Below are 16443 nucleotides of genomic sequence, written 5' to 3' on the forward strand. Positions count from 1 at the left end.
GGCCAACGTACTCAGCCGGTCCGGTCGGCGCTCCCCGACGTGCCCGGCAGGACCACGACCACCTGGCCGTCCTCGACGCTCACCGCATAGGAAGCCACGTCGCTCTGCCCGGAGCGGCACGCGCCGGTGCTCAGGTCGAAGACGTGGGCGTGCAGCGGGCAGACGACGACGTCGGCGTCCGTCTGCCCGTCGGCGAGGGGACCGCCACGGTGCGGGCACACGGCGTCGAGCGCCCGGACGGAGCCGTCGCGGAGCCGGAAGACGGCCACCTGGCGGCCCGCGACCGCGTACGCGCGGCCCTCACCCACCGGGATCTCCGACAGCGCCCCCAGCACGTGGGCCACGCCCAGCTCGACCGCGCTCATCGGACCGGCACCTGCGGCAGCACGGTCAGGGGCAGCGCGGTGCGGAACTGGCCGGGCTCGGCCGGGTCGTCGCGCTCCTTCCACGGGTCCCGGTACGCGTCGACGGAGGCCTGCACGGCGGCGTCGAGCGTCGCGGCGATGCCCTCGGCGTCGTCGACGACGACCGCCCGGACGTGGTCGATCCCGAGCCGGGGCACCCACGCGTAGGTCCGCTCGAGCCAGTTCGCCGTCTCGCGGTAGTACTGGATGAACCGGCCCGTCAGCGTGACGACCTCCTCGGGGGAGTCGACGGTGGTGAGCAGGTCGCCCTTGCGGATGTGCGCCCCGGCGGCGCCGCCGACGTAGATCTCCCAGCGGCCGCCGTCGACCGCGACGACCCCGAGGTCCTTGACGTAGGCCTCGGCGCAGTTGCGGGGGCAGCCCGTCACCGCGAGCTTGAGCTTCGCCGGGCTCTCCAGGCCCTGGTACCGGGTCTCGAGGGCGATGCCCAGCGCGGTGGAGTCGCCCAGGCCGAACCGGCAGAAGTCGGTGCCGACGCACGTCTTGACCGTCCGGAAGGACTTGCCGTACGCGTACCCGGACGGCATGTCGAGGTCCGCCCACACGGTCGGCAGGTCCTCCTTGCGCACGCCGAGCAGGTCGATGCGCTGCCCGCCCGTGAGCTTGATCATCGGGATGCGGTGCTTGTCCGCGACGTCGGCGATGCGGCGCAGCTGGTCCGCCGACGTGACGCCGCCCTTCATCTGCGGCACCACGGAGAACGTCCCGTCGCGCTGGATGTTGGCGTGCACGCGGTCGTTGATGAAGCGTCCGTCGCGCTCGTCGACCACGTCGGCGCCCCAGATCGTGCGCAGCAGCGAGGTCAGCCCCATCTTCGAGCGGGCGTCCTCGACCCCACCGGGCGCGAGGGCGGCGAACACCGCCGACACCGAGCGCAGGTCCTGCTCGCGGACGAGCGCCACGAGCTCGGCCTTGGCGTACGGGACACCGGGCACGTACCAGGACGCCGACTCGTCGACCTCCAGGTCACCGTCGGCGGCCCACTCGACCACCTGCGCGACGAGCGTCTTGCACGAGCCGCAGCCCTTGCCGGCGCGCGTCGCATCCATGACGCCCGCCACGGAGGCGACGCCGCCGCGCACGCACGCCGCGATCGTCCCCTTGCTGACGCCGTTGCAGTTGCAGACGGTCGTCTCGTCGGGCAGCTCCGCCACGCCCACCGCGGCGGGTGCGGTCCCGAGGTCGAACAGCAGCGCGATGCGGTCCTCGGGCAGCGGCGAGCCGCGGTCGAACGCCTGGATGAGGGGCGCGACCTTCTCGAGGTCGCCCACGAGCGTCGCCCCGATGAGCCGGTCGTCGCGGACCACCACGCTCTTGTACAGCCCGCGCCGCGGCTCGGAGACGATGATGTGGTCGTCGTCGGGACGCTCGGGGGCCGTGACGCCCATCGACGCCACGTCGATGCCCGCGACCTTGAGCTTCGTCGCGGTGCGCGAGCCGTGGTACTGCGCCGACGGGTCGGTGCCCGTGAGCACGTCGGCGAGCACCCTGGCCTGCTCCCACAGCGGCGCGACCAGCCCGTAGACCTGGTCGCGGTGCTGTACGCACTCGCCGACGGCGAACACCGCCGGGTCCGGCGTGCCCTGGTCGTCGAGCGCGTGCATCTGGTCGTCGACGACGATGCCCCGCTCGACGAGGAACCCGCTCGTGGCCGCCACCGACGAGTTCGCCCGGATGCCCGCGGCCACGACGACCATGTCGCACGGCAGCACGCGCCCGTCGGCGAGCTGCACGCCCGTGATCTCCGCGTCGCCGAGCACGCCGACGGTGCGCGCGGACGTCACGACCGCGATGCCGAGCGTCTCGACGCCGCGCCGCAGCACGTACCCGCCCGCGGCGTCGAGCTGCTGGTTCATGAGGTGCCCCGGACCGTGCACGACGGTGACGTCGACGCCGTGGGTCTGCAGACCGCGCGCCGCCTCCAGCCCCAGCAGGCCGCCGCCGATGACCACGGCCCGCTTGTGGGTGCGGGCGTACCGGATCATCGCGCGCGTGTCGTCGAGGGTGCGGAACCGGAACACGCCCTGGTGGAAGCCGCGCCCGACCGTGCGCATCCCCGGGATGTCGGGGACGAACGCGCTGCTGCCGGTCGCGATCACCAGCGCGTCGTACGGCGTGCGGCTGCCGTCGGTGGCGCGCACGGTCCGCGCGTGCCGGTCGATGCGGCCCACCCGCACCCCCGCGTGCAGCGTGATCGCGTTCTCCCGGTACCAGGCCATCGAGTTGAGGAAGATGGCCTCCTCGCTCTCCAGCCCGGCCAGGACGTTGGACAGCATGATCCGGTTGTAGTTGCCGTAGGGCTCCTCGCCGAACATCGTGATCCGGAAGCGTTCGGCGCCCCCACGCTCCAGGATCTCCTCGACCGTGCGCGCACCCGCCATGCCGTTGCCGACGACGACGAGGTCGCGGCGCCCGTCGTCGTCGCGTGCGCGCCGGGCCACGTCACACCTCCACGAGACCGAGGTCGATCACCAGGACGCCCGAGACGCCCGCCGCACCGGCCGCGTGCACCTCGAGGGTGGTGCCCGGCTCCAGGTCCTCGACGACGCGCAGCGGCACGTGCACGTCACCCTTCGCGCCGATGGGGAAGTACCGCATCGGCACCCCGTCGCGGACCAGCACCACGACGACGAGCTCGTCGGTGCTGTTGCCGCCACGGAAGTACACCGTCTGCGCCACCGAGCCGTCGGGCACCGTGTAGCTCAGGCCCGGGTCGAGCAGCTCGGGGGCGGCCAGGCCCTTGCCGGTCAGCGCGTAGACGCCCTGCAGGAAGGTCGGGTGACTGTCCAAGGCAAGTCCCTTCGGTCGGGCCGGCGGCCACGGCGCACGGGTGCGCTCCGTGGTGGTGCCGGCCGGTGGCGTGCTGGGTGTGCGGATCGGGTCGACGGCCACGGCGCACGCCTTGAACGCGGGCATGCGGGAGACCGGGTCGAGGGCGTCGTGCGTGAGGGTGTTCGCGCGGGACTCGCCCGACCAGTGGAACGGGACGAACACCGTGTCGGTCCGGATTCCGGTGGTCAGCCGCGCCCGGAACACCGCGACGCCCCGGCGGGTGCGCAGCTGCACGGGCTCGCCGTCGACGACGCCGCAGCGGCGGGCCAGGTCGGGGTGCAGCTCGGCGTGCGGCAGGACCGTCCCGTCGGGCCCCACCTCGTCGCCCGCGAGCGCCGCCACCCGCCGGGTCTGCGTGCCGCTCTGGTACTGCCGCATCAGCCGTCCGGTGGTCAGGACGTACGGGAACTCCTGGTCGGTGCGCTCCGCCGGCTCCCGGTACTCGGCCCGGGTGAACCGTGCGAGCCCGTCGGGGTGGGCGAACCGGTCGGCGAACAGTCGCGGCGTGCCCGGGTCGGTGGCGTCGGTGCACGGCCAGAACACCCCCTGCTCGTCCTCGATGCGGTCGTAGGTGATGCCGCCGTAGTCGGCCACGCCGCCCGCGCTGGCCCGGCCGAGCTCGTCGAACGCGGCCCCCGCGTCGGTCGTCATGAGGTGTCCCTGCCCGAGCCGCTCGGCGACTCCGGCCAGGACGTCGAGGTCGGTCCGCACGCCCACGGGTGGGTCGAGCGCGCGGCGACGGCGCAGCACCCGTCCCTCCAGGTTCGTCATCGTGCCCTCCTCCTCGGCCCACATCGCCACCGGGAGCACGACGTCCGCGCGGGCGGCCGACTCGGACAGGAACAGGTCGGCGACCATGAGGAAGTCGAGGGCGTCGACCCGCTCGGTCACGGTGCTCGCGTCCGGCGCGGAGACGGTGACGTTCGACGCGAGCAGCAGCAGCGTCCGCACGCCGCCGGGGGTGCCCAGCGCGCGCAGCATCTCCGTGGCGGACACGCCCGGGCCGGGCAGCCTCGTCGGGTCCACGCCCCACACGCCCGCGACGTGCGCGCGGTCCCCGAGGTCGGTGATCTTGCGGTAGCCGGGCAGCTGGTCGGCCTTCTGCCCGTGCTCCCGGCCCCCCTGACCGTTGCCCTGGCCCGTGAGCGTCCCGTAGCCCGAACCCGGCCGGCCGGGCAGCCCGAGCGCGAGCGCCAGGTTGATGAACGCCTGCGCCGTGGCCGTGCCCGACGCGTGCTGCTCGGCGCCCCGGGCCGTGATGACCATCGCCGTCGACGCCGTGCCCAGCAGCTCCGCGACGGCCTCCAGGTCCGCGGCGGGCACCCCGGTGATCCGCTCCACGCGGTCCGGCCAGTAGCCCGTCACCGACTCCCGGACCGCCTCGAACTCCACCGTCCGGGTCGCGACATACTCCTCGTCCACCCACCCGCGGCGCACCACCAGGTGCAGCAGGCCGTTCGCGAGCGCCGCGTCGGTCCCCGGCCGCGGCTGCAGGTGCACGTGCGCCGTGCGGGCGGTCGCCGTGGCGCGCGGGTCGACGACGACGTGGTGCGCGCCGCGCTCGCGGCCGGCCTCCAGGTGCTGCATGAGCGGGGGCATCGTCTCGGCCGGGTTGGCGCCGACCAGCAGCAGCACGTCCGCGAGCGCCAGGTCCGCGACGGGGAACGGCAGCCCGCGGTCGATCCCGAACGAGCGCGTCGACGCGGCGGCCGCCGACGACATGCACCAGCGGCCGTTGTAGTCGATCGACCGCGTGCGCAGGACCGTCCGGGCGAACTTCCCCAGCAGGTACGCCTTCTCGTTGGTCAGACCGCCCCCGCCGAAGCAGCCCACCGCGTCCCGCCCGTACCGGCGCTGCGTCGCACGGACGGCCTCGGCCACCGCGTCGAGCGCCTCGTCCCACGTCGCGGGCCGCAGCGGCGACGACCGGTCACCGGGGACCGTCCGCACCAGCGGGGAGGTGAGCCGGTCGGGGTGGCTGAGCAGGTCGGCCGCCGACCAGCCCTTCGCGCACAGCCCGCCCCGGTTCGTCGGGAAGTCCGTCGGGGCCAGGCGCACGTCGGGCCGCTCCTGCCCCGGACGCGGAGTGACGGACAGCTCCATGCCGCACTGCAGCGCGCAGTACGGGCAGTGCGTCGCGACGGTCCGGGCAGCGTCGGGAGCCCGTCCGGCGGTCGGCGACGCGAGCTCCTGCCTCATCGCTCGATCGTGCGGTGCGCCCGTTACGCGCAGCCTGCCGCCCGGTTACCGCAGGGTTTCCCCTCGCTACAGCCGGCGCACGATCTGCGCGAGCAGCGCGCTGATCCGCGGTCCCGCCGCGCGACCCGCCTCGAGGACCTCCTCGTGCGACAGCGGCTCCGGGCTGATGCCCGCGGCGAGGTTGGTGACCAGCGAGATGCCGAGCACCTCGAGCTTCGCCTGCCGCGCCGCGATCGCCTCCAGCGTGGTGGACATGCCGACGAGGTCGCCGCCCAGCGTGCCCGCCATCCGGACCTCGGCGGGCGTCTCGTAGTGCGGGCCGCGGAACTGCACGTAGACGCCCTCGTCGAGCGTCGGGTCGACCTCGCGCGCGACCGCGCGCAGGCGGCTGGAGTACAGGTCGGTCAGGTCGACGAACGTCGCGCCCTCCAGCGGGGAGGTCGCCGTGAGGTTGAGGTGGTCGTTGATCAGCACCGGCGTGCCCGGACCCCACGCCGGGTTGAGGCCGCCGCAGCCGTTGGTCAGGACGATGGTCGACGCACCCGTCGCAGCCGCCGTCCGGACGCCGTGCACCACGCGGCGCACCCCGCGGCCCTCGTACAGGTGGGTGCGCGAGCCGAGGACGAGCGCGTGCCGGTCGGTCCCCTCGATCCGGATGGACCGGATGGTGCCGACGTGCCCGACGACGGCCGGTGCGGCGAACCCCGGGACGTCGTGGCTGGGCAGCTCCGCGACCGTCTCGCCCAGCAGCTCCGCGGCTCCGCCCCAGCCCGAGCCGAGCACCAGGGCCACGTGGTGGCGCTCCACACCCGTGGCCCGCGCGATGTACGCGGCAGCCGCTCGGGCGACGTCGAACGGGTCGGTCGCGGGGTCGTCGAGGTCAGGGGCCGGTGTGACGTCGCTCATGGACCGAGGCTAACGCGCCCCGTCCGTCTGGCCGTGCGCCCGCAGACCGGCAGAATGGGTTGTCGTGAGCACCCCCGCGCAGGACACCCACGCCGCCCGCGTCGTCATCGTCGGCGGCGGACCCGGAGGCTACGAGGCGGCCCTCGTCGGCCGTCGGCTCGGCGCGGACGTCACCGTGGTCGAGGGCGCCGGGCTGGGCGGCGCCGCGGTGCTGACCGACGTGGTGCCCTCCAAGACGCTCATCGCCACCGCCGAGTGGATGACGATCGCGGACCGCGCCCCCGAGCTCGGCATCCGGCTCGACGGGACGCCGCTGTCCGCCGCCGTCGGCGGCACGCTCGAGCAGCTGCGGCACCGCATCGACCTCGCGGCCGTGAACACGCGCGTCAAGGCGCTCGCGGCCGCGCAGTCCGCGGACATCCGCGCACGCCTGGAGCGTGAGGGCGTGAAGATCGTGATCGGGCGCGGGCGGCTCGACGGCCCGTCGCGCGTGGTCGTGACCCGGCAGGACGGCGTCGAGGACCTCACGCTCGAGGCGGACGCGGTCCTGATCTCTACGGGCGCGACCCCTCGGACGCTCGACACGGCACGTCCGGACGGCGAGCGGATCCTCACCTGGACCCAGCTCTACGACCTCGACGAGCTCCCGAAGCGGCTGATCGTCGTCGGCTCCGGCGTGACCGGTGCCGAGTTCGCCGGTGCGTACACCTCGCTCGGCGCCGACGTCGTCCTCGTCTCCAGCCGTGACCGCGTGCTGCCGGGGGAGGACGCCGACGCCGCCCAGCTGCTGGAGGACGTGTTCAAGACCCGCGGCATGACGGTCATGTCCCAGTCGCGTGCCGCCGGCGCCCGGCGGACCGCCGACGGCGTCGAGGTCACCCTCGCCGACGGGCGCGTCATCGAGGGGTCCCACGTCCTGTTCGCGGTCGGCTCGATCCCGACCACCGCGGGCCTCGGCCTGGAGGAGGCCGGCGTCCGGCTCACCCCGTCGGGCCACATCGAGGTCGACAAGGTGTCCCGCACCAACGTCCGCGGGATCTACGCCGCCGGTGACGTGACCGGGGTGCTGCCCCTGGCGTCCGTCGCGGCCATGCAGGGCCGGCTCGCGATGGCCCACGCGCTGGGCGACGCCGTGAAGCCGCTGTCGCTGCGCGGCGTGTCCGCGAACATCTTCACGTCGCCCGAGATCGCGACGGTCGGCTCGTCCGAGGCGCGCCTGGTCGAGCAGGGCGTGAAGTACTCCGTGAGCATGCTCCCGCTGGCCCGCAACCCCCGCGCCAAGATGCTCGGCGTGCGCGACGGGTTCATCAAGATCTTCGCCCACGCCGGCACCGGGACCGTGCTCGGTGCCGTGGTCGTCGGCCCGCGCGCGAGCGAGTCGATCTACCCGCTGACGCTCGCCATCACGCACCGCCTCACCACCGACCAGCTCGCCGAGACGGCGACGGTCTACCCGTCGATGTCGGGCACGATCGCCGAGGTGGCCCGCATCCTCCACCACCGCATCGACGACTGACCCGCCGAACCCGACCCTGGGTGCTGGACGGCACTCAGGTCGGGTTCGGCGGTCGACCAAGCCATGGGTGGCGCATCCGGGTGCGGTGACGGCATCCAGGGCTTGGTCGGCGTCAGGTGCGGGCGAGGAGGAGCTCGCCTACCGCTGTGGCCAGCGGAGGGTCCAGAGCGAGGGACTGCAGGTGGGACGCGCGGACCGACAAGGGGGCGTCCGACGTGGCGATCTGGTGGATGCGGGTCTTCAGGTCGTAGCTGATCTGGGCGCGGTCGAGCAGGGTGAACAGGCGGCCGGCCACGTCGTTCGCGGTGAGCTGCGGGTCCGGGCCCAGCTCGACCGTGAGCGTGGCGTGAACCGGGACGTCGTCGACGGTCACCGAGACGCGGCCGTCGTGACGCTCGGTGCGGCTGGCGAACCCGGGGACGACCGGCGTGCCGTCGAACGCGAGGAACGTGACCGTCCACGTGCGGGTGGCGGGCAGGCAGTCCACCGAGCCGGTCGGGGGCGCGACCGTCAGAGTCCCCTGGGAGTAGGTGAGCGTCGTGCGGGCGATCCCGTCGGCGCCGTCGTCCTCGACCAGCGTGAACGACCCGTCGGCGCCCACCACGACCAGGACCTCCAACGCCGAAGGGTTCACCGGGTCGTTGGCGGGGACGGGCGCACCGTCGAGGGGGACGATCGCGCCCGCTGCCGCCAGCACGGGGATGCTCGTCAGGTCGCGGTGCAGCAGCAGCTCGCGACCCCCGTCGTAGACCACGCCGGTGAACAGGTCGACCCACGTGCCCGCGGGCAGCCAGGCCCGCACGGAGGCGAGGCGCGTGCGCGGGTCGGCGGGCGTCGTCAGTGGTGCGACGACGAGCTCGCTGCCGAACAGGAACTGGTTGGGCTGGTCGTACGCCTCGTCCGCCGACGGCCACCGGTGATAGAGCGGCTCGACCAGGGGACGCCCCTCGGACGCGGCGCGGTGGTTCATGGTGTGCAGGTAGGGGAGCAGCCGGTGGCGCAGGCGCAGGTGCTCCGTCATCACCGAACGAGCCGCGGGCTCGAACGTCCACGGCTCCTTCGCGGTGAACGGGTTGGCGCCCGAGTGCAGGCGCAGGATCGGCGAGAACACCCCGAGCTGCACCCAGCGGGTGGCGAGCTCGTCGTCCTTGCCGCCGAACATGTGGCCGCCGATGTCGTGGCTCCACCAGCCGTACCCGATGTTGGACGCGGTCGCGGTGAAGTAGGGCTGGAACGCCAGGGACGCCCACGAGATGACGGTGTCGCCGCTGAACCCGACGGGGTAGCGGTGGCTGCCCGGCCCGGCGTAGCGGGAGAACGTCAGGGGCCGACGGCCGTCGCGCGCGCTGTCGAGGAAGTGGAAGTGGTTGAGCATCCACAGGGGGTCGATGCCGGCGACGCGCGAGTGCGGTCCGGACTGCCAGTCGAGCCACCAGAAGTCGACACCGTCGTCCTCCAGGCCGCGGTGCAGCACGTCGAAGTAGGCGTCGAGGAACGCGCGGTCGGTGACGTCGAACGGGATCGCGTCGTCGGTGCTGCGGCCGAGCGCCGCGGCCATCGCCGGGAAGGCGTCCTCGTGCGGGCGGACCCCGTCGGCGGGGTGCACGTTGAGCGTCACGCGCAGGCCGCGGTCGTGCACGGACGCCAGGAACGCCGCGGGGTCGGGGAACAGCGACCGGTTCCACGTGTAGCCGGTCCAGCCGCTGCCGAGGGTCGGGTCCACGTCGGTGACGTGCCAGTCCATGTCGATCACGGCGACGGAGAAGGGCAGGCCCTCGGCGTCGAACCGGTCCAGGAGCGCCGCGTAGGAGTCCGCCGTGTAGCGGTGGAACCGGCTCCACCAGTTGCCGAGCGCGAACCGGGGGAGCAGGGGCGTCGGGCCGGAGACCGCGTAGAACGCCTGGATCGCGGCGGGGTAGTCGTGGCCGTAGGCGAAGACGTACAGGTCGGTGCGGGACCCGTCGCGGGGAGACACCCAGCCCTCGTCGTCGAAGACCATCGAGCGGGAGTCGTCGAGGACCGCGAAGCCCTGCCGGGACACGACGCCGGGCTCCAGCGGGATCGCGCCGTCGGCCAGGTCGAGGGTGCGCGCGGTCCCGCCCAGCCCGGACGGCTCCTCGCCGTACCGCCACACCGAGTGGTACGAGCTGATGCCGCCCAGCACCGACAGGCTCAGGCCGCTCGTGCTGAACGGGCGACGGTCGTAGACGAGGTGGAACCGGTCCGTGACCACCTCGACGTGCGTCTCGGACTCGATGACCCGGAAGTCGGGCACCGGCAGGTCGCGGTTCAGCGCGAACGTCGACGCGCGGTCCTCGAAGTCGCCGTCGGCGGAGTGCTCGAGCCGGACCAGCCCGTCGGTCAGGACCGTGAGGCGGTAGGTGGGTCCCTGGACGACCGCGCGGGGGTCGGCGACCGGACGTGAGGGCAGCGGCGCACGGGACGTCATGAGTCGAGTGTGCCCCGGGGTGGGGCTCGCGTCGTCCGGGGTCAGTCGTCCACGGAGAACTCGGCGACGAGCGCCAGGTGGTCGGACAAGGCGGTGAACGAGCGGCTGACCTGGTGGAAGGTCACACCCTGCCCGAACACCCAGTCGATCTTGTAGGCGGGGTCGATGGCCGGCGACGTGAGCATCTCGTCGTCCGCGGGGACCCAGCCCGTGGCCTCCAGCAGCTCGATCTCCGGCCAGCCCGGCTCGGCGTTCACGTCGCCGGCGAGGATCGCGGGGGGTTCGACGGGCTCTGCCGCGGCCAGGGCCCCCAGCTGCTCCAGCCTGGTGGGCGTGTTCGACTCGCGGTGCTGCGTGTGGATCGACGTCACGCGCAGCGGCGTACCGTCGGCCGTCGTCAGGGTGGTCGACAGGGCCGACCGGCTCTGCGGACCGGCGCCGTAGGGGAGCGGATGGACGACGACGTCCGTCAGCTCCGAGCGCGCCAGGACCGCGTTCCCGAACTGGTGGTCCGCCGCGGGTGCGAAGTGGATGGTCATGTCCAGCCGGTGCGCGAGCCAGGTCGCCATGTCGGAGCCGCCGCCGAACACCCAGCCGCGCTGGACCTCCTGCAGCGTGACGACGTCGGGGTCCTCCGCCTCGATGGTCGCCGCGATGCCCTCCAGGTCCACCGCGGTCAGCGGCGAGACCCCGTAGTGGAGGTTCCAGTCCATCAGCGTCAGGGGCTCGTCGGCCGCGCGCGGGGGGACGTCGGACCCGGTCGTGCTCGTGGTCGACGGCACCAGCCCGAGCACCGCCAGGACGACCGCGGGCAGGATCAGCAGCCGCACGGAGCTGGTCCGGGCGGGCAGCCGGTCGGGGCTGGTGAGCGCCGGGACTGCTCCGGGGGTGCGTCGGCGCAGGCCGGACAGCGCGAGGCCCAGGGCCGCCAGGACGATCACCCAGACGTTGTCGACGGGCAGCGGCACGTCGTAGTCGAGCATGTACAGCAGCAGCGGACCGATGGCGCCGAGCCCGACCACCAGCGTCGCGGCCCCCGTGCGCGCGATCCCGCGCGGGGCCGGCCGGTGGGCGCTGAACGCCGCGGACAGCACGATGCCGAGCGTCAGCTGGAGCACCACCACGGCCACCAGGGCGGCGATCCCGGTGAGCCACAGCGCGCACGCGACGCCCGCGACGAGCAGCACTGCGGCACCCACGCGCACGCCGCCGGGCCACGGGTCGGGCCGCAGCAGCGTCCAGGCGCCGAGCGCGTTCGCGACGACGACCACGAGTCCCGCCCACCCGAGCGCGACCCCGGACTGCGACGCCACGAACGCGGGGTTCGCGACGATCATCGCGGCGAGCGCCAGGAACAGCCCGAGCACCCACAGGCGTCGCGGGCGGCCGGTCGCCTCCGACGCCGACGCGGCGGTGAACGCGACGAGCCCCCGGGCGGTCACGACGACGCCGACCGCGAGGACCACGGCGACCACCCAGCCGGTCCACCCGTCGCGCCACACCGCGTCCCACGTCCCCAGCACGAGCTGGAGCCCGACGGACAGCCCGCACCCGATCATCAGCCCGATCGCCGCCTGACGGCCCCCGGCGGGGCGGCCCGCGACGAACGCGACCGCCAGGGTGAGCACCCCGACGGCGACCGCGACGGTGACCAGGCCGACGACGAACAGCGCGCCGCCGTCGAGGGCCTGGATGACGACGCGCAGGACGCCGAGGACGCTCGCGCCGACCAGCAGGGTCCGGGCGTCCGGGGTCCCCGACGTCCGACGCACCGCCAGCAGCAGGAGCGCCGCGACCAGGCCCGCGCTCGCGTAGGTGCCCAGTGCGGTCAGCGCGGCCTGCACCACACCGGCGGCGAACGCCCGGTCCAGCAGCGGACCGCTCAGGCGGATCATCTCGACGCACAGCACGGTCAGCAGGGCGACCAGCCAGACCCGGGTCGGGGTGCCGGCGTCGGGGGGCGTCCGGACGGAGGGGTCGGCGGGCGGCGTGGACGTCACGCGCGCGAGATTACCCCGCGGGGTCAGGCGAACAGCTGCTGCCCCACGAACGGGCTGTCGTCGGTGGTCACGGGGGTGCCGTCGGGCCCGGTGACCAGCGACCCGTCCGGCACGCCGGGAGGCACCGCGAACAGTCCCGAGCCGGTGTGCGTGAGGTACTCCATGAGGACGTCGTCGCGTGACAGCATCGCCTGCACGGGGATGTAGTGGGTGCGCGGGTCGCGCACGAACGCGAGGAAGAACAGCCCGGCGTCGAGCCGGCCGAGGGAGTCGTTGCCGTCGGTGAAGTTGTAGCCGCGGCGCAGCATCCGGGCGCCGTCGTGGGTCGACGGGTGTGCGAGGCGCACGTGCGAGTCGACCGCGATGAGCGGAGCACCGTCGCGGCCCTCCTTCGCGAAGTCCGGCTCGGTGAACTCGGTGCCGCCGGACAGCGGCGCGCCCTCGCCCTTGGTGCGGCCGACGAGGTTCTCCTGCTCGCGCAGGGACGTGCGGTCCCAGGTCTCGATCCGCATCCGGATCCGGCGGGCGACCATGTAGGAGCCGCCGGCGAGCCAGCCCTCGGAGGTGGGCACCCACACGTGCTCCTCGAGCGCGTCCGTCTCCTCGGCCTTGACGTTGGCCGTGCCGTCCTTGAACCCGAACAGGTTGCGCGGTGTCTTCTGCGCCGTGCTCGTGGACGACGTGCGACCGTAGCCGAGCTGCGTCCACCGGATCGTCGCCGAGCCGAAGGCGGCCCGGGACAGGTTGCGGATCGCGTGCACCGCGACCTGCGGGTCGTCCGCGCACGCCTGGACCACGAGGTCGCCGTCGCTGCGGGCGGGATCGAGGTCGTCGGCCGCGAAGTGCGGCAGTGCCACGAGCCCGTCGGGCAGCCGGTCCGCGAGCCCGAACCGGTCCTCGCCCGGGGTCCCGTCGGGACCGGGGGTGCCGACGAACATCGACCGACCGAAGCCGAACGTGATCGTGAGGCCCGCCGGGGGCAGGTCCGCGGCCTCGCCGGTGTCGTCCGGGGGTGCGTCGTACGGTCCCGAGGCCGGACCGAACGGCCCGGCGGAGAGCCCCTGGGTGAGCCGCGCCGCGATCGTGGTCCACCGCCGGAGCAGCTCGACCAGCTCGTCGCGGGACGTCGTCGTCAGGTCGAACGCCGCGAGGTAGAGGCGGTCCTGCGCGGGCGTGACGATGCCCGCCTGGTGCGCGCCGGTGAACGGGTACGTCCCGGCGGCCGTGCTCGCGACGGCGGGCTCGGGTGCGGTCGCGCGACCGACGCCGAAGCCGGCGACGACCCCGGCGGCCGCGAGGCCGCCACCGAGGCCGAGGACGGCGCGCCGCGAGAGTCGCGGCCCGTCGGTCTCGTCGTGCACGTGCGCTCCTTCGATCAGGCGCCCGTCACCGTCGTGGTGAGGCGGGACAGGGGCTCGGACAGGGCGTCGACCGCGGCGGCGAGGTCCTTGACCTGCGCCTCGGTGAGCTCGTCGTAGTAGGTGAAGCCGGTCTCGAGCGACCCCTGCTCCGCGAGCAGCGCGTCGATCTCCTCGAACCGGGTGGCCAGTGTGGCAGCCAGCTCGGGGTCCGCGGCCTCGACCACGTCCGCGAGCACCTCGTAGCCGACGCGCGCGCCGTCGACGTTGGCCTGGAAGTCCCACAGGTCGGTGTGCGACCAGATCTCCTCCTCGCCGGTGACCTTGCCGGTGGCGACCTCGTCGAGCAGCTCCTTGGCGCCGTTGGCGATCTGGAAGGCCTCGAACGTGAAGTCGGGGGAGTTGACCTCGTCGACCAGCTGCTGGGTGTACGTCACCAGGTCGGCCGCGGCGGACTCGCGCTGCTCCGGCGTCAGCGGCACGTAGGCGATCCCGCCGTTGGCCTCGGGCGACGGCTGCCACAGGTCCTTCTCGATGAGGTGCCAGCCGCTCCAGGTGGCGCCCTCCTCGACGTCCGCCTCGCGCAGGTCGAGCAGCGGGTCCAGGTCGCCGAACGACTCCGCGACGGGCTCGACCCGCTCCCAGTGCGCACGGGTGTCGGCGTACAGGGACTTCGCGGTCTCGTCGTCACCCGCCGTGTACGCGGCGGCGAACTGCTCCGTTCCGGCGATGAGCGAACCCACCTGGTCCTTGACGTACGCCACGTACGACGCCTCGGCGGCCGCGAGCTGGTCCGCGGTGTCTCCGGTGGGTCCGACCTCGACTCCGCTGTCGTTCACGATGAACTCCGCGCGGATCCCGTCGCCGACCATGCCGGGCTTGCACGCCGTGTAGTACGTGCCGGGCTTGACCTGCACGACGAGCTCCCGCGTGATGCCGGGACCGACGTTCTCGACCTCGGAGACCACGCGCAGACCGTCGTCGCCGAGCAGGTAGAACTCGGTGACGTCGTCGCCCTCGTTGGTCACCGCGAACCGCACCGTGCCGGAGTCGGCCTCGGCCGCGGACACGTCGCACGCGTCGGCCGTGGACGTCACGGTCAGCACCCCCGCGCCGCCGGACGCGCCGGCCTGTGCGGGGTCGTTGGGGACGCAGGCGGCGGCGAGCGGCAGGACCAGCGTCGCCAGGGCAGCGGCGACGACGGTGGAGCGGCGGGACATGGTTCTCCTCGGAGAAGGCGCTGAAAGGGGGTCAGGCGGCGGAGGCGCGGACGGCGGGCTGGACGGCGGGGGCCGTCGGGCGAGCGGGTGCGGAGCCCCACGTGGTGCGGATGAAGAAGTACATCGTCGGCACGAGGTAGGCCGTCCAGGCGAACAGCTGGAGCCAGGTCGTGGCCGGTGAGAAGTTGAAGACGCCCTTGAGCACGGTGCCGTACCAGCTGCTCGGGGGGATGGTCGCGGAGACGTCGAACGCGAGGGTGTTCAGGCCGGGCAGGATGCCGGCCTCCTGGAGGTCGTGGACCCCGTACGCCAGCACGCCCGCGGCGATGACCACGAGGAACAGGCCGGTCCAGGCGAAGAACACGCGCATGTTGAGACGCAGCGCACCCCGGTAGATGAGCCAGCCGAACAGCACCGCGGTGCCGAGGCCGAGGGCTGCTCCGATCAGCGGGGCGAGGTTCGGGCTCGCGTCCACGGCCGTGCCGCTGGTGGCCTGCGCGCTCGCCCACAGGAACAGCGCGGTCTCCAGGCCCTCGCGACCGACGGCGAGCATCGCGACGACGACGACGGCCTTCTTGCCGGCACTGAGCGCGTCGTCCAGCTTGTGGTGCAGGTCGGACTTCATGTGCCGCGCCGTGCGGGCCATCCAGAAGATCATCCAGGTGACCAGCCCGACCGCGACGATCGACAACGTCCCGCCGATGGCCTCCTGCGCCTCGAACGACAGCCCCGACGGGCCGAAGGTGAGCAGCGCGCCGAACCCGAGCGAGACCGCGATCGCGATGCCGATGCCCGCCCACAGCGCGGGCAGGTGGTCGCGACGGTCGGTCTTGACCAGGTAGGCGACGAGGATGCTGACGACCAGCGCGGCCTCGAGGCCTTCGCGCAGGCCGATCAGGTAGTTGGCGAGCATGGAGCGGCTTTCGGCTGGGGAGTGATGAGGCGAGCCTTACCTCACCTGCCGGAGACTACCCCCCGGAACAAGTCGGGCGCGACGTCATCCCAGGGGTGAGCCTGTGACGCGGGTCACCGGCCCCCGAGAGCCACGAGACGGTCGAGCAGGTGCGGCCACGCCGCGGCGAACGCGGGCAGGAGCGGGAGGTCGGCCACCTCGTCGACCGGCACCCAGCGCAGCTCGACGCTCTCGGCGTCGGTGACGGTCGGGTGGACCGGGCTGACCTCGTCGGCGATCACGGTCGTGTAGGACCAGTCCTCGTGCTGCAGCACCCGCGACTCGCGCAGCCGGACGGCGACGCGGTCTATCCCGGCCTCCTCCTCGGCCTCGCGCAGCGCCGCGTCCTCGGGGGACTCGCCCGGCATCCGCGCGCCGCCGGGCACACCCCACGTCCCGCCCTGGTCGCTCCACAGCGCGCGGTGCTGCAGGACGACGGCGACCGGCCCTCCGTCGGCGGCCCTGCGGACCAGGAGCAGCCCAGCGGCGCCGTACAGGCCCCAGTGCCGACGTCCGCACGCGCACTCGACCCAGCCGTCGCCGGGCTGGCGCTGGCGGTGGGTGGGTGGCGCGTCGCTCACGCCCG

Annotated in this window: 11 protein-coding genes; 1 reads left to right on the forward strand and 10 read right to left on the reverse strand. The window is 73.6% G+C overall.

What is annotated here, in order from left to right; genetic code table 11:
• Positions 1–11: 11 nt before the first annotated feature.
• The 4 genes from ASD16_RS13125 to ASD16_RS13140 form a co-directional block, all read right to left on the reverse strand.
• Positions 12–365, reverse strand: a complete 354-nt coding sequence (locus ASD16_RS13125) for a Rieske 2Fe-2S domain-containing protein (RefSeq protein ID WP_055917852.1) — start codon at positions 363–365, stop codon at positions 12–14.
• Positions 362–2866 carry a nitrite reductase large subunit NirB gene (gene nirB, locus ASD16_RS13130; RefSeq protein ID WP_082570826.1) on the reverse strand — a complete coding sequence of 835 codons (2505 nt, stop codon included), beginning with the start codon at positions 2864–2866 and terminating at the stop codon, positions 362–364. The genes ASD16_RS13125 and nirB overlap by 4 nt, the downstream gene beginning before the upstream one ends.
• Position 2867: 1 nt before the next feature.
• Entirely contained in the window at positions 2868–5456 is a 2589-nt protein-coding gene (locus ASD16_RS13135) for a molybdopterin oxidoreductase family protein (RefSeq protein WP_055917855.1), read from the reverse strand.
• A 66-nt stretch (positions 5457–5522) separates the two neighbouring features.
• Positions 5523–6362, reverse strand: coding sequence for a purine-nucleoside phosphorylase (locus ASD16_RS13140; protein ID WP_055917858.1), 840 nt, complete (start codon positions 6360–6362; stop codon positions 5523–5525).
• A gap of 64 nt (positions 6363–6426) precedes the next feature.
• On the opposite strand from ASD16_RS13140, the gene ASD16_RS13145 reads away from it, so the two are divergent.
• A complete protein-coding gene (locus ASD16_RS13145) occupies positions 6427–7878 on the forward strand; it encodes an NAD(P)H-quinone dehydrogenase (RefSeq protein ID WP_055917861.1) in 1452 nt (483 codons plus the stop codon).
• A 112-nt stretch (positions 7879–7990) separates the two neighbouring features.
• On the opposite strand, the gene ASD16_RS13150 is transcribed toward ASD16_RS13145, so the two are convergent.
• The 6 genes from ASD16_RS13150 to ASD16_RS13175 all read right to left on the reverse strand — a co-directional run bounded on the left by ASD16_RS13150 (position 7991) and on the right by ASD16_RS13175 (position 16438).
• Entirely contained in the window at positions 7991–10327 is a 2337-nt protein-coding gene (locus tag ASD16_RS13150) for a glycoside hydrolase family 31 protein (protein ID WP_055917863.1), read from the reverse strand.
• Between the two features lie 41 nt (positions 10328–10368).
• Positions 10369–12327 carry an endonuclease/exonuclease/phosphatase family protein gene (locus ASD16_RS13155; RefSeq protein ID WP_157453927.1) on the reverse strand — a complete coding sequence of 653 codons (1959 nt, stop codon included), beginning with the start codon at positions 12325–12327 and terminating at the stop codon, positions 10369–10371.
• A gap of 23 nt (positions 12328–12350) precedes the next feature.
• The gene (gene efeB, locus ASD16_RS13160; protein WP_055917870.1) at positions 12351–13688 is read right to left on the reverse strand and encodes an iron uptake transporter deferrochelatase/peroxidase subunit; all 1338 of its coding nucleotides are present in this window, start codon (positions 13686–13688) and stop codon (positions 12351–12353) included.
• 14 nt (positions 13689–13702) lie between these two features.
• A complete protein-coding gene (gene efeO / locus ASD16_RS13165) occupies positions 13703–14905 on the reverse strand; it encodes an iron uptake system protein EfeO (RefSeq protein WP_055917871.1) in 1203 nt (400 codons plus the stop codon).
• A 31-nt stretch (positions 14906–14936) separates the two neighbouring features.
• Positions 14937–15818: an iron uptake transporter permease EfeU gene (efeU, locus tag ASD16_RS13170; protein WP_055917874.1), complete on the reverse strand. Its 882-nt coding sequence runs from the start codon at positions 15816–15818 to the stop codon at positions 14937–14939.
• A 113-nt stretch (positions 15819–15931) separates the two neighbouring features.
• Entirely contained in the window at positions 15932–16438 is a 507-nt protein-coding gene (locus tag ASD16_RS13175) for an NUDIX domain-containing protein (RefSeq protein WP_055917876.1), read from the reverse strand.
• Between the last annotated feature and the right edge of the window lie 5 nt (positions 16439–16443).

Source organism: Cellulomonas sp. Root485 (assembly GCF_001426705.1).
Lineage (GTDB): Bacteria > Actinomycetota > Actinomycetes > Actinomycetales > Cellulomonadaceae > Cellulomonas.